We start from the raw sequence: 12,640 nt of genomic DNA, 5'->3' as shown, positions 1-12,640 counted from the left end.
ACATGTTAGATCTTTCATTCCACGCAGCCATTACCCAGCGCATTGACCAAAAAACGAAGCCGCTGGGCGCACTAGGGCAACTGGAGCAGGTGGCATATCAGTTGGCGTTGATTCAAAGCCAAGGGCAAAGCAGTGCTACGACGCAAATCTGTATTGAGCAACCAACCGTGTTGGTGTTTGCCGGCGATCATGGGATTGCTGATGAAGGCGTGAGCATTGCGCCGAGCGCGGTAACACAACAAATGGTGTTGAATTTTCTCGCGGGCGGAGCCGCGATCAACTGCTTCTGCCGTGCCAACCAAGTGGCGATGAAAGTGGTGGATACGGGGATTTTGTTGCCAGTGGAATCTCAGCATCCGGACTTTATTGTGCAGCGTTTGGGCGATAGAACTGAAAACTTTGCCCATCATGCGGCAATGAGCCGCGAACAAGTAGAGAAAGGTCTGACACTTGGTCAGGCGTTGACCGAACAAGTCATTGATGGCGGATCCAATCTGGTGATGTTTGGTGAGATGGGGATTGCCAATACCAGCAGTGCAGCTGCGCTGCTTTCTGCACTGAGTGGTTTGTCGGCGGAGCAGTGTGTGGGCATGGGCACTGGCATCTCCGAGCAGCAGTATCAGAAAAAGCGTCAGTTGGTAGGGCAGGCTGTCGCTCGCTGCCAAGGCTTGGATGTGAAAGCTGTCTTGGCTGAAGTGGGTGGCTTTGAAATCGTGCAAATGGTCGGCGCGTTTTTGGGCGCATCACGCCGCAACACGCCAGTGGTGGTCGATGGCTTCATCGTGACTGTGGCCGCTTATATTGCCACGCTGCTTGATCCGAATGCGCGTGATGTGATGATTTTTGCTCATCGCTCACATGAGTCCGGCCATCGCGCGGTGCTGGAGTTGTTGGATGCGCAGCCGCTATTGGATTTGGGCCTACGCCTTGGTGAAGGGACTGGCGCTGTATTGGCAGTTCCGTTGCTGCGCGCGGCGGCGGAGTTTTACAACACCATGGCCAGCTTCGCTGAAGCGGGAGTGACGGTGTAATGCCAACGGTGCTCAAGTATCAATGGGAGCTGTTTTTGCTGGCCGTGAGTTTTTTTTCCCGCTTGCCAGTTCCGGCGTCTTTGCCTTATAGCAGTGAACGTATGAATCAGGCCGGGCGCTATTTTGCACTGGTCGGATTGTTATTGGGCACGTTGTGCGCGGGAGTTTTTACGCTATTCAGCCATCTGTTTTCGCCTGCCATCAGCGTGTTTCTGACTATGGTGGTCAGTTTACTTCTGACTGGCGCATTCCATGAAGATGGCCTGACTGATATGGCCGATGGCATTGGCGGTGGCATGACCGTGGAGCGCCGTCTGACCATTATGAAAGACAGCCGCATCGGCACTTATGGCGCTTCGGCGTTGGTGATGGCGCTACTGGGTAAATTCTTGTTTTTAAGTTCGCTGGCTGAACAGATGTCGCTCTTTAGCGTGTGGCTGTTGGGCTACACCTTAAGCCGCGCGGTGGCAGCTTCGCTCATCTACGACATGCAGTATGTGTCCGACCCTGACAGCAGCAAATCCAAACCTTTGGCGAACCGACAGAGCCGTAAAGAGCTGGCATTGCTGCTAGTTAGCGGGCTCATTCCTTGTCTGTGGTTCAGCCCGCAAGTGTTTGGCGGAGCAGTGGTACTGAGTGTGGCGATTCGCTGTGCGCTCAAACATTGGCTGATGAAACGCCTTGGCGGCTTTACCGGAGATTGTCTCGGTGGTACCCAGCAGATTGTGGAACTGAGCCTCTACTTATTGCTGCTGGCCTATTTGCACGTTGGCATCGCGGTGAGCGGAGGCCTGTTATGAGTGTCCATCTGATTCTTGGTGGCGCGCGCAGCGGCAAGTCGAGTTTTGCGGAACAAAAAGCGAAACAGATAGCGGCGCTCGGCGCCGGGCAGCTTAATTACGTCGCGACGGCGATTGCTTTTGACAGTGAAATGCAGCAGCGTATTTTGCATCATCAGGCGCAGCGCGGCGATGAATGGTGTGAACATGAAGCGCCAACGGCGTTAGCCGAGACATTGTCTCAATTTACCCGCCGCGATGTGGTGCTGGTGGATTGTCTCACGCTGTGGCTGAACAACGTGATTTACAATCAGGGCGAAACGCTGAGCGCTGAGGCCATTTCACTGCGAGTCACTGAGCTTACCGAAACGCTCGGCCGGATCGAGGCAACGGTGATTTTGGTGTCAAACGAAGTGGGTCTTGGTGTGGTGCCGCTGGGTGAGGTGTCGCGTCTATTTGTCGATCATGCAGGCTGGATGAATCAGGCGATTGCCCGACAAGCCGACAGTGTGACGTTGATTGCTGCGGGCTTGCCGCTGGCGCTGAAGGGAACGCTATGAACCGTGTTTTCTTGTTGCGTCATGCTAAAACACTCGGCCCACCTGCACTTAACGGCTCTACCGATGTCGCCGTGGCAGACTCAGTGCAGAATGAACTTGCCCTATTGCTCAGCAAACACGGTTTTACTCACACCATTACCTCACCCCTGCGTCGTTGCGCTGATTTAGCGTACAAGCTCAAAGCGCTCAATCCATCGATAACACTGAGCGTCGAAGCGGATTTCCAGGAAATGCATTTTGGCAAGTATGACGGGCAGACCTTTGATGACTTGAGTGCGCATTGGCCGGAGTTAGAGGCGTTCTGGCAATCACCGGCAGACAACCCGCTACCCGGAGCAGAAACACTTCAGGCTTGTCATCAACGAGTGAGTACCGCTTGGCAACGCTGGCTTCCCACCTTACAAGACAACACTTTGGTGATTGCTCATGGCGGAACCATTCGTTTATTGCTGGCGCACGTACTGCAAACCGATTGGTGTAATCCGGTGTGGTATTCATCGCTGGCAATAGGCAATCAGACCCTGACTCAGCTGGATGTTTTCTCTACACAGCCACCGATGGTGACTGTGAGGAACATCGGAATTGAACTCAAAGATAAGCCACTGAACTAATTGAATATAGAGTATCTCAAGTGGTTAGTGGTAGAATCCGCCGTTAGTAATCGATTCATCCGTCAGTTATTGATACATGATGGCTGGGCGCGTGTGTTAAAAAGTGTGCAGTACGGCATTCAGTCCCCTTGGGGCCGGTCTTGATAAGTGAGATCGCTCCAACATAATTCGACTGTACAATTCTTTAACATAACCGCTGTGCAATAAAGGAGTAGCGCATGACGAAGTCCCTCTTTCGCCAATCTTTTCTTTTTGACAGTTTAGATCTCGAGCAGTCTGTCGCCAGCGGAGAAATGCAAACCGCAGCTGGTGTGACGCTGAAACTGCATGAGCGCGGTGTGTTAGAAGTGCTGCCAGCAGAGCAGGACGAATCCACCCGACACATTGTGATTTCCAGTGGTATTCACGGTGATGAAACCGCGCCGATGGAGCTGATGGATAAACTGGTCGATGACATTATTTCTGGCTTTCAACCGGTTAAAGAGCGCCTGCTGCTGATCATTGCGCATCCGAAAGCGACCAACCAGCACACACGCTTCATCGAGGTGAATCTGAATCGCCTGTTTGACGATAAGCCGCATGATTCCAGTGAAGAGCTGGTGATCGCCGACAATCTGAAAATTCATCTGCAAGATTTCTTCGCCGGAACCGAGATGTCCTCTCGCTGGCACCTTGATCTGCATTGTGCGATCCGCCAATCCAAACATTACTCTTTTGCCGTCAGCCCGAAAGCACGCCATGCGGTACGCAGCCACGCCTTGATGGATTTTGTTGAGTCTGCCCATGTGGAAGCGGTAATGCTGTCGAACGCGCCAGCCAGTACATTCAGTTGGTACAGCGCGGAACATTTTGGTGCTCAGGCTCTGACGATGGAACTGGGGCAGGTAGCGCGCATTGGTGAAAACGATCTGCGACGTCTGGTCGCGTTTGATTTGGCGCTGCGTGATCTGGTCGCGCGGGAGAAATCAGAGCATCTGCCGAAAAAGACCATTATGTATCGGGTCAGTCGCACGATTGTTCGCTTACATGACGACTTTGATTTTCGTTTTGACGACAACGTTGAAAACTTCACCTCCTTTATGCATGGAGAAGTGTTTGGCCATGATGGCGACAAACCGCTGATGGCTAAAAACGAAGGGGAAGCGATTGTTTTCCCGAACCGATATGTTGACATCGGCCAGCGTGCGGCGTTGATGGTATGCAAAGTGGATACCCGCTACGAAGAAGATCAACTGGTCTACGATTAAGGGCTGAGCAACCCCGTTGAGGGTGGACAACTAACACTTTCTATTTGATTGGCTTAACGTTATGGTTAAGCCAATCTTCTTTCTGGCGCCGACCATTTACCTGAGTACTGCATGGATTTTAGTCAGCTTCTACAACAAAAACAGCGTCGCTGGCAGCGCGCTGCGCTCATCATGCTGGTCTTGCTTCTGGTTGCCAGTGCCGCCTATGTGATGGTCGGCGAAATCTTCATTTCTCCTTTTTCTGCGATGTCGCCGTTGGAGCAACAGCTGGTGGTTGAACTGCGTCTGCCACGTCTGGTTGCAGCGATGGTGATCGGTGCCGCCCTGGCCGTTTCCGGGGCAACGCTTCAGGTCTTGCTGGGCAATGTCCTCGCTGAGCCGGGGATTATTGGTATCTCAGGCGGTGCCAGTGTGGCGATGGTGATTTTGCTGTTTTTCTTTCCCGCAGCGGCCACTCCTATCGGCTTTATGCTCTCGGCGATTGCCGGTTCGCTGTTGTTTACTCTGTTGCTGGTCTCGATTGCGAAGGCGATGCGCCTGACAACCACTCGGTTGTTGCTGGTTGGGGTCGCGCTGGGGATCTTATCGGGTGCGGTGGTCACCTGGGCTTTTTATTTCAGTGATGATTTGAGCCTGCGCCAACTGATGTACTGGCTGATGGGTAGTATCGGTGGTGCCAGTTGGTACCAACACACGTTATCCTTAGTCGCTGTGCCAGTCATCGTCTGGTTGGTGTTACAGGGTAAAACGCTCGATAAACTGATGCTTGGCGAAACCCACGCCAAGCAACTCGGGGTGGATGTGATAACGCTGCGCTGGAAACTGATCCTCGCGGTGTCGGTACTTGTTGGTGCGGCAGTCGCACTTGGTGGCGTGATCGGTTTTGTCGGATTGGTGGTGCCACATTTGTTGCGCTTGGCACTCGGTACCGAAAATCGCATGCTGCTGCCACTCTCCGCTATCTGTGGTGCTCTGTTGCTGGTTTTTGCTGATACCATCGCCCGTTTGGCCTTGGATTCGGCAGAGCTACCGCTCGGCGTTGTGACAACCACACTCGGCGCGCCTGTTTTCATCTGGATGTTGGTGAAAAGTCATGATTCGCATTAAGAGCTTACACGTGGAATCACGCCTGCTGCCGTTGTCGTTTGACTGTCAGCCGGGCGACATTCTGCATGTTGTCGGCCCGAACGGCAGCGGAAAAAGCACTTTGCTGGCTGCGCTGTCCGGCGTGTTGGACAGTGTTGGTGACATTCACATCGCGGATATGGATGTGCGCGCGGCATCCCTGAGTGAACTGGCGCTGCATCGCGCTTATCTCTCCCAGAGCGAAAAGCCTGCGTTCAATCTCGACGTATTTCAATATCTGGCTTTGTCACTGCCAGCGTGCGCTGCTGAGAAAGGGGATGATGTCAATCAGGTCATTACTTTCATCACTGGGCTGCTGAACATCAACGATAAGCTGCATCGCTCGATCCACCGTTTATCCGGGGGAGAATGGCAACGAGTGCGTCTTGCAGGCAGCTGTCTGCAAATTTGGCCGTCACTGAACCCTTACGCCAAATTGCTCATTCTGGATGAGCCGGCGGCACCGCTGGACATCGCTCAGGAAGGATTGCTGTATTCACTGATTCAGCAGGTTGCCGCTAAAGGCATCACGGTAATCATGGCTAACCACGACCTCAATCGTTCGCTACGCCATGCTGACAAGGTGTTGCTCCTCAGTCAGGGGGTTGTGCACTGTGTTGACACTCCACAAAACGTTCTCACGGAGCAAAATCTGGCTCAAGTGTTTGAAACTTCTGTGAAGCGCGTCGAAGTGGAAGGAAAACCTTACTTAGTTTTCGACTAATTTTGGTGCACAGAGCACAATTTTGGGTCGGCTACCACTTTGGAGTAATCACTCATTTTTACGACATACTCATATTTTTATTTAAAATCAATGGTTTAATAAATTTTAAAAAGTTGGCACGCAAATGGCATTAATAAGATCGATACATTCTCGTTCTTGTTAGGCTTTTTATAGTCTCCTTAGCCACCTTGCTCCCAAGGTGGCCTTTTTTTGTTCTTTTTTTAAGCAAAAACAAAGCATAGTACCAATGTGTATGCACTGATATCTGGGGAATTCGGGATACAAGGGAAGTGATAAACAAAAACGGCCCTGGGGGATTGGGCCGTGAGTGAGAGGTGGACTTGATTAATGCTCTGGGGTTTCCAGTAGTTTAACCGCGCAATCCACAGCATTATGAATGCCTTCAGAACTCTCAAGTTTTCCGGAGCTGGCAGGACCAAGCGCACAAGAATACAACGCCAGTTGCTTATCGAACGGCAAATCTAACTGCTCGTAAAGATTTTGTCGGATCTGGGCGTGTTGTTCAGGTTCTTGGCTAGCAAGGCTAATCAAAGTTTCATAGATAAGCGTTTTCATGTAACTCCCTTTTTATTCTATTGCACGGAGTGCATATGAATTCTATCCGCTTAGCCAAGAAAAATCGCACGTCACAGTCACACAACAAAACATTCAAAAACGATTCACAAGATATGGTACTGTGAAACGCGGTTTATTTGAGGGTTGAGTTAAAAAACAACGCTCAAAGTAACCCAACTCACCAAACTATGTCATCAGGGAGACGTTACGTGTTAAGGGAAATCAACCGAGCGGATTTTGCATCCTTCTGGCCAACATTTTCACGCATCATTCAGGCTCAAGAAACGTATGCCTATGATCCGCACATGACCCAAGACCAAGCATATCAATTGTGGTGTGAAGCGCCGCTGAAGACTTACGTCTATGTTGACGGTGATACCGTTCTGGGAACGTATTACATCAAACCCAACGCGATGGGGCCGAGCAATCACATTTGTAATTGCGGCTATATGGTCGCAGATGAGGCCCGGGGAAAAGGGATCGCGCGCCAAATGTGTGAAGATTCACAGCAACAAGCCTTGGCGCTTGGCTTTGAAGCGATGCAGTTCAACAGTGTGGTTTCGACTAATGAAATCGCAGTGAGCTTATGGCAGAAACTGGGGTTTACGATTATCGGCAGATTGCCTAAAGCCTACCGGCATGGCCGTTTAGGTTATGTGGATAGCCTGGTGATGTATAAATGGTTGAAGTAAAAGCACTGCTTAGTACCAAGACTAAGCAGTGCTGAGCCTCACGAAAGGAGCGTTATCGCTTCAGCCAATAAGCCAGGCACCCCGCGGTCACTGTCATACTCAAGGTGATGATCAGGACGATTCCATCTAAAGCGTCTATGACGCCATACTGCTTGGCCATCACCCCGACAGCCGCAGGCGCGAGACCGCCAAGCAAATATCCTAAGCTTTGAACGATGCCGGACAGACGAATAGCGTCGGTTGGTGTATGCGTTACTGCCAACGGCAGTTGCAGTACCAACGGGAAGAAAATACCAATGCTCATGCTGAGTAATCCTATCAACAACCAAACAGGACCGTTGGCTACATAGCAGATTGGAGCGAGGGTCAACAGCGCCGTGGCCAACAAAACGGTTCTGCTTTCGCTATGACGCAGTGAAGCAACAAACAGCGGATAGGTCAGGCTGGTAAGTGTACCGATGATGATAAACACAAAGGTGTACTGATTGGCAGCAGTTGCGCTTTCGCCCTGAGCGATCAACCATTGCGGCAACCACGCCGCGATGGCGTAATTCAATCCTGATTGAAGGCCAAACAATAGCGTTAACGCGATGATCAGCGATCGTTTAACCACCAGTACAACGTTGACCACAGAGTGAGAATCTTGTTCACGGGATGGCATGCCTGTTGAAAAGGCAATCAGACTCAGCAGAGTTGGCAGGGCCCAAATCGCAAGGCCAAACTCAAAACCGCCCAGAGCGGAGCCAACAGGTGTGGTCAGAATCGCCGCACAGGCAGAACCGATGCCCATGGATGCGGCATACCAACCAATTGCAAGTGGCGTATATCGCCCTGAGTGCTGCTTGATAAAGCCAGACAGCACTGGCCTAATCAGCGCATCACCAATTCCCACCAACAGAGATGTGAACAGCAGAACGCTGAACCAGTATGTCTGCACACGAAGCGTTTCACCAACGGCAACCAACATGAAACCGATTAACAACGTCATCTTTATTCCTGCGCGTTGTGCCGCCCAATGGGCAAGGGGAGAGAGCACCCCCATACACATGACCGGAATAGCGGTCAATAATCCCAATAAACTCTCAGGCACTTGAAAATGCGTTTGAATCTCGGATAGAGCCGGAGCGATGGAGGTGATGCCGGGTCGCAGGGAAAATCCCGCAATAAAGATCAGCGACAGGATGACAAGAAAGGAGGGTTTGTGATTCATAAACAGATATCCGCACTGCGTACTTTGCAGACACATCAACACACAGCGCTCATATACATGAGAACGAGTGCGTTGATTGACGTTAACGCGTACGGATATGTCGTTGGGTATGATAGTGAAGCTCACTGACAAGTCAAATTTTCATAGTGTGACCCAGCTAAATCAATAGGTTTCATATGATTGTTAGAGTGAATGGCTTAAGATGCGCGTAGAGTGATTTATCATGAAAAACAGTGAGTTCACCCAAGCGGGTAAACGGAGTTATCGCGTAGGACAACAACATTCAACATCAGGAGCAGGGTTTGGAACAGGTTAAGGTGGCACAAAAAGAGATTCGGGGACTGACGCTGCGAACGTGCAATGCGGATGAAATGAATCCTCAACGGGCGAAAATACCCGCTCATGTCGCGTACGTCGACGCCAATGTCCATATTGACTATGCGGCTGGCGCCCGTGCATACAGTGTGTACTTCAACTATGCATCGGACGTTAACGGCGAGTTCGATGTGCTGATGGGATCAGATCAGGTAGCAGAAGCAAAAGCCCCCCTGCAGTCTGTCACTATCGAACCGGGTAGTTATCTGAAATTTACTGCCCAAGGTGATTTCCCTGCCGCGGTAATTGAAGCGTGGCAGTCAGTATGGCGTTATTTCAGCGCCGAAGAGTGCGAACACACTCGTGCATACACTACCGATTTTGAGCATTATGAAAATGCGAATACCGTGAGCGTGTATATTGCTTTGCGGGAAGCTTAATGGCTGGTGGGTGGAGTAAAGGACAGCAGATGATGTTGATCACTTGTGTCATCCGTGTAGCGTGGAAACGCATCACATCGTGATTCTGGTGAGGAAGCCGAGTCCTTATCAGGATGGTCCCCATAGAAAATGGAAAGAGTTTATTGCGGGGGCCGTTAAAGGTTGGGCGCTCGGAAGCTTTGTTGCGTCAATGGACGAATTTTCTCGCCACCTTATCTGTGAAAACTGCGGTCATAAAACGATCGAAGACTAGTTCCACCTGATCAAAAAAAGCCAGAGAGTACTCTGGCTTTTTTTATTCGCATACTGAGCTTATTGAGTCAGCTTCGCCAGATCAGCAGGGCGGTAGTAAACCGATTTCAGTACTTTGCCCTGACGAATGGTTTTACCTTCAGAGACAAAATCCTGCGCACATTTTGCGATGATGTAATCGCCTTTCTGCACGGCCATCAGTTTGATGCCTTGTTCTGCGTAGAAAGCTTCAGTTTCTGAGTATTCTTGTTCGTTGCGGCACACTTTACTCATGTTTGAGCTGTGAACTTCGTCCCAGCAAGGAAGGAAGTCGATACCACGGTTCGCAGCAACGTTCAGCAGCAGGTCAATCAAGTAGCTGATCGCCAGGTTATCGCTGACTTTTGCGTCACCCAGGTGCACCAGACGTCCCATCAGTACATAAACGCTATCGACGATCGCATCCGCTTGCTCAGTTTTGTTGTCCGCTTCGGCAAGTTCGGTCAGTTCTTCAATCGCCAGAGAGGTGTGCAGCGTATCTGCTTTGTCATCCAGGCTGGCTGGAGTGGCGACTGGCAGGTCAAATGTGCTACGAAACTCAGTGATGTCGCGGTAAAGGTGATCGTAAATGTCTTGCGTCAGCTTAGATAAATGCATGCTTTCAGTCCGATTGCTTGAAATAAAGCGCCAATGGTAGCAGAGCTTGCCATTGGCGGCTATGTAGAGAAAACGTGTTGTTCAGAAATAATTAAGGCGCTGCAGTGAGCGCCTTAACAGAAGAGATTACAGATACATCTTGGCGAGTTCTGAAGGCTCAACTTCTTTGCCATCCAGATTCGCGTTCCAGTTGGTACCAACCAGCACGCCATCTTCGCCCAGAGTGATCAGCCAATCTTCAACGAAGATATCCAGCGGGATTTCCAGTACTTCGAAATCGGCCCACTCTTCGACGTTATGAAGTTGCGCGTCTTCTTTTGATGACCAGAAAGGCATCACTTCGCTGTCTTCAAACTCGGTCGATTCACAAGACAACCAGCCTTCTTCATTACGCAGACCCCAAACAAGGTTGTTCTCTTGGGATTCTTTGATGAACAATTCAAGGTTGGCTTGAATATCTGTCGTTAATTTGCTCATTTTATTCTCTCACTAAGAATGATGGCGTAAGAGTAGCATTTTCAACGGTTAAATCCCATTAAGATTTGGTGGATGTCCCACTTTTCTACCGTCGAATCCGTTCATTTCACTAGCGGAACAGATAAGGGAACAAGGCCTTACGTTCTGCTTCGGTGAGGTTTGACACGCGTTCAATATTGGTATCGGGAATAGCTTCCGGATTCGGATAATGTTTGAGTACTTTTTCCATACTCTCTTCGCGGATCAGATGAAAGATCGGATAGGGTGCGCGGTTGGTGAGATTTTCCGCATCTTCCGGCTCAGTACCGGCAAAGTAGTAATTCGGATGGAATGTGGCGACCTGAAAAACGCCTTCCCAATCTTGCTGGCGAATCAGAGCTTCGACCCAGTCGATAAAGAAGTTGTAGTCGGTGAAATCTTGCAGCATATCTGGCACAACGACCAGAGTGGTTTCCAGCTCCTGCGGCTCTTTGGTGTCCAGTTCCAGCAGTTGATCAAGAATGTCCTGCAGCAGATCCTCTTCGCGGGTTGCGTTGCTGACACAAATCTTAATTTGTTGGTTGCGCTGAGGTTTGGCCGCAAACGGGCACAGGTTCAGGCCAATCACCACATCGTCTAACCATTGGTTTACGCTGGCGGCGACGGCCTGATTATCGGTAGTTGAGCTCATATTCTTGTCGTCGTTGTTTTAAATTTCGCGGCAAGAATAACACAACTTAGTGAGAAGATTTCAACACTGTGGTTGCGCTGGTCGCTGCATTGCTTTTGTGACGCAGGCTCAGACGCCAACACAGGGTAAACAACACGGCATACAACACCATGCCGCCAGCGGTCACCATCTCCCAGCCGCCATGTTGCCAGCAATACAGCAGATAGAACCCGCCCAGACTGCCGCCGACATAATAGTGCACCAAGTAGAGCGCGGTCGCGGTCGCTTTGGCTTCGGTCGCCTTCTGGCTGACCCAGGCGTAAGCCAATGTATGGGTGAAAAATGCACCAAAGCTAATCAGCATGAGGCCCAGCATCATGAATGGAATCGATTCGACCAGCGCAATCAACATACCGGACATACTCAGCGCGGCGCCCACCACCATACCTGTAATTGGCGGGTAACGTTTGGTCCAGTTAGCGGTGAGTTTTGAACTCAGCGTACCCGCCAGATAGCAGAGGAAAATCAGAGAAGCCAGACCAATTGGCATTGAGTAAGGTTCGGCTACTAAGCGGAAACCCATGACCGAATAGAGGTTAACAAACAGCGCAAAATTGGTGCCGCCAATCAGCATCGCCAGCCAAATAGTGCGGTTGGAAAGGTGTTTGACCAGAGCGCGATTGTGATGGAAAAACATGCCGCGCTGTGGTTTGAAGTTCACTTGAACGGGTAGGCAGGCCAGTACAATCAGCGCGCCGATAAAGGTGAAGCCAGCCATTGCGATCACCGCTTGTTGCCAGCCCAGTGCGTCGGTAAGCAGGCCACCAAAAATACGTCCGCTGATGCCGCCCAATGAGTTCGCAGCGATATAGCCGCCAATGGCTTTGCTGAACGCTTGTGGTGACAGCTCTTCGACCATGTACGCAACCGCAACCGACGCAAACGCCGCCAGCGCCACGCCCATTAGTGCGCGCGCCAAAACTAAAACCCAGAAGTCGCTGCTGATTAGCATCACGGCTCCGATCATCGGCATCGCAAACAGGCCAAGCAGCATCACACGGCGGCGACCAATGGCCTCAGAGCTGATTGCCCAGGGTACTAAACTGACAGAAAGAGCTAAAGTAGACGCTGCGAACAGCCAGTTGATCTGCGTTTCAGAAACGGCGAAATGTTTGGCCATATAAGGCAGCATCGGTTGAAACAGGTAAAGGTTACAGAAAACCAAAAATGACCCAAAGGCGAGGGCGAAGGTTACTTTTCGATACTGGGGGCTGCTCAATTCAATCATGGCGACAACTCAAACTAGGCTCATACGA

General features: G+C 50.8%; 16 protein-coding genes. 10 read left to right on the top strand and 6 right to left on the bottom strand.

Annotated elements, in window-relative coordinates; all coding sequences use genetic code 11:
• The first annotated feature begins 2 nt into the window (after positions 1-2).
• From cobT to btuD, 7 genes are all read left to right on the top strand, one after another.
• Positions 3-1,031, top strand: a complete 1,029-nt coding sequence (gene cobT / locus JIG40_RS12685) for a nicotinate-nucleotide--dimethylbenzimidazole phosphoribosyltransferase (RefSeq protein ID WP_199465415.1) — start codon at positions 3-5, stop codon at positions 1,029-1,031.
• Positions 1,031-1,831 carry an adenosylcobinamide-GDP ribazoletransferase gene (locus JIG40_RS12680; protein ID WP_199465414.1) on the top strand — a complete coding sequence of 267 codons (801 nt, stop codon included), beginning with the start codon at positions 1,031-1,033 and terminating at the stop codon, positions 1,829-1,831. The genes cobT and JIG40_RS12680 overlap by 1 nt, the downstream gene beginning before the upstream one ends.
• On the top strand, positions 1,828-2,370 hold the full coding sequence (gene cobU / locus JIG40_RS12675) for a bifunctional adenosylcobinamide kinase/adenosylcobinamide-phosphate guanylyltransferase (RefSeq protein ID WP_020432556.1): 543 nt from the start codon (positions 1,828-1,830) through the stop codon (positions 2,368-2,370). The genes JIG40_RS12680 and cobU overlap by 4 nt, the downstream gene beginning before the upstream one ends.
• Complete coding sequence (locus JIG40_RS12670) at positions 2,367-2,981, top strand: histidine phosphatase family protein (protein ID WP_199465413.1); 615 nt, start codon at positions 2,367-2,369, stop codon at positions 2,979-2,981. The genes cobU and JIG40_RS12670 overlap by 4 nt, the downstream gene beginning before the upstream one ends.
• Positions 2,982-3,199: 218 nt before the next feature.
• Positions 3,200-4,228 (top strand): succinylglutamate desuccinylase, encoded by a 1,029-nt coding sequence (locus tag JIG40_RS12665; RefSeq protein ID WP_020327518.1) that lies wholly within the window; start codon positions 3,200-3,202, stop codon positions 4,226-4,228.
• Between the two features lie 111 nt (positions 4,229-4,339).
• On the top strand, positions 4,340-5,335 hold the full coding sequence (gene btuC, locus JIG40_RS12660; RefSeq protein WP_020327517.1) for a vitamin B12 ABC transporter permease BtuC: 996 nt from the start codon (positions 4,340-4,342) through the stop codon (positions 5,333-5,335).
• Positions 5,322-6,077 (top strand): vitamin B12 ABC transporter ATP-binding protein BtuD, encoded by a 756-nt coding sequence (gene btuD, locus JIG40_RS12655; protein ID WP_199465412.1) that lies wholly within the window; start codon positions 5,322-5,324, stop codon positions 6,075-6,077. Before btuC ends, btuD begins: the two co-directional genes overlap by 14 nt.
• A gap of 345 nt (positions 6,078-6,422) precedes the next feature.
• Here btuD and JIG40_RS12650 read toward each other — a convergent pair whose 3' ends face one another.
• Entirely contained in the window at positions 6,423-6,653 is a 231-nt protein-coding gene (locus JIG40_RS12650) for a PAS factor family protein (protein ID WP_020327515.1), read from the bottom strand.
• A gap of 209 nt (positions 6,654-6,862) precedes the next feature.
• Here JIG40_RS12650 and JIG40_RS12645 point away from each other — a divergent pair, with 209 nt between their 5' ends.
• Positions 6,863-7,345, top strand: a complete 483-nt coding sequence (locus tag JIG40_RS12645) for a GNAT family N-acetyltransferase (protein ID WP_024374154.1) — start codon at positions 6,863-6,865, stop codon at positions 7,343-7,345.
• Between the two features lie 52 nt (positions 7,346-7,397).
• Here the strand turns inward: JIG40_RS12645 and JIG40_RS12640 are convergent, their stop codons facing one another.
• Positions 7,398-8,555, bottom strand: coding sequence for an MFS transporter (locus JIG40_RS12640; RefSeq protein ID WP_180953967.1), 1,158 nt, complete (start codon positions 8,553-8,555; stop codon positions 7,398-7,400).
• A gap of 302 nt (positions 8,556-8,857) precedes the next feature.
• Between JIG40_RS12640 and JIG40_RS12635 the strand changes: the two genes are divergently transcribed.
• On the top strand, positions 8,858-9,310 hold the full coding sequence (locus JIG40_RS12635) for a GyrI-like domain-containing protein (RefSeq protein ID WP_020432547.1): 453 nt from the start codon (positions 8,858-8,860) through the stop codon (positions 9,308-9,310).
• 43 nt (positions 9,311-9,353) lie between these two features.
• Positions 9,354-9,563, top strand: a complete 210-nt coding sequence (locus JIG40_RS22875) for a hypothetical protein (protein ID WP_244662671.1) — start codon at positions 9,354-9,356, stop codon at positions 9,561-9,563.
• A 59-nt stretch (positions 9,564-9,622) separates the two neighbouring features.
• Here JIG40_RS22875 and JIG40_RS12630 read toward each other — a convergent pair whose 3' ends face one another.
• The 4 genes from JIG40_RS12630 to JIG40_RS12615 all read right to left on the bottom strand — a co-directional run bounded on the left by JIG40_RS12630 (position 9,623) and on the right by JIG40_RS12615 (position 12,612).
• Positions 9,623-10,198: a nucleoside triphosphate pyrophosphohydrolase family protein gene (locus JIG40_RS12630; RefSeq protein ID WP_024374151.1), complete on the bottom strand. Its 576-nt coding sequence runs from the start codon at positions 10,196-10,198 to the stop codon at positions 9,623-9,625.
• A 126-nt stretch (positions 10,199-10,324) separates the two neighbouring features.
• Positions 10,325-10,675 (bottom strand): DUF2750 domain-containing protein, encoded by a 351-nt coding sequence (locus JIG40_RS12625; protein WP_020432542.1) that lies wholly within the window; start codon positions 10,673-10,675, stop codon positions 10,325-10,327.
• A 109-nt stretch (positions 10,676-10,784) separates the two neighbouring features.
• The gene (locus tag JIG40_RS12620; protein ID WP_020432541.1) at positions 10,785-11,345 is read right to left on the bottom strand and encodes a DUF1415 domain-containing protein; all 561 of its coding nucleotides are present in this window, start codon (positions 11,343-11,345) and stop codon (positions 10,785-10,787) included.
• Positions 11,346-11,391: 46 nt separating this feature from the next.
• Entirely contained in the window at positions 11,392-12,612 is a 1,221-nt protein-coding gene (locus tag JIG40_RS12615) for an MFS transporter (protein WP_024374149.1), read from the bottom strand.
• Between the last annotated feature and the right edge of the window lie 28 nt (positions 12,613-12,640).

Origin of the sequence: Vibrio sp. bablab_jr001, assembly GCF_016464285.1 — a bacterium.
GTDB lineage: Bacteria > Pseudomonadota > Gammaproteobacteria > Enterobacterales > Vibrionaceae > Vibrio > Vibrio fluvialis.
The sequence above is the reverse complement of the archived record's forward strand: the minus strand, read 5'-3'. Positions and strand labels throughout refer to the sequence as shown.

Coding starts and splice junctions, on each gene's coding strand:
- JIG40_RS12630 (WP_024374151.1), bottom strand. CDS start 10,198: ATGCATTTATCTAAGCTGACGCAAGACATTTACGATCACCTTTACCGC.
- JIG40_RS12615 (WP_024374149.1), bottom strand. CDS start 12,612: ATGATTGAATTGAGCAGCCCCCAGTATCGAAAAGTAACCTTCGCCCTC.
- btuD (WP_199465412.1), top strand. CDS start 5,322: ATGATTCGCATTAAGAGCTTACACGTGGAATCACGCCTGCTGCCGTTG.
- JIG40_RS12625 (WP_020432542.1), bottom strand. CDS start 10,675: ATGAGCAAATTAACGACAGATATTCAAGCCAACCTTGAATTGTTCATC.
- JIG40_RS12650 (WP_020327515.1), bottom strand. CDS start 6,653: ATGAAAACGCTTATCTATGAAACTTTGATTAGCCTTGCTAGCCAAGAA.
- JIG40_RS12665 (WP_020327518.1), top strand. CDS start 3,200: ATGACGAAGTCCCTCTTTCGCCAATCTTTTCTTTTTGACAGTTTAGAT.
- cobU (WP_020432556.1), top strand. CDS start 1,828: ATGAGTGTCCATCTGATTCTTGGTGGCGCGCGCAGCGGCAAGTCGAGT.
- JIG40_RS12680 (WP_199465414.1), top strand. CDS start 1,031: ATGCCAACGGTGCTCAAGTATCAATGGGAGCTGTTTTTGCTGGCCGTG.
- btuC (WP_020327517.1), top strand. CDS start 4,340: ATGGATTTTAGTCAGCTTCTACAACAAAAACAGCGTCGCTGGCAGCGC.
- JIG40_RS12620 (WP_020432541.1), bottom strand. CDS start 11,345: ATGAGCTCAACTACCGATAATCAGGCCGTCGCCGCCAGCGTAAACCAA.
- JIG40_RS12670 (WP_199465413.1), top strand. CDS start 2,367: ATGAACCGTGTTTTCTTGTTGCGTCATGCTAAAACACTCGGCCCACCT.
- cobT (WP_199465415.1), top strand. CDS start 3: ATGTTAGATCTTTCATTCCACGCAGCCATTACCCAGCGCATTGACCAA.
- JIG40_RS12640 (WP_180953967.1), bottom strand. CDS start 8,555: ATGAATCACAAACCCTCCTTTCTTGTCATCCTGTCGCTGATCTTTATT.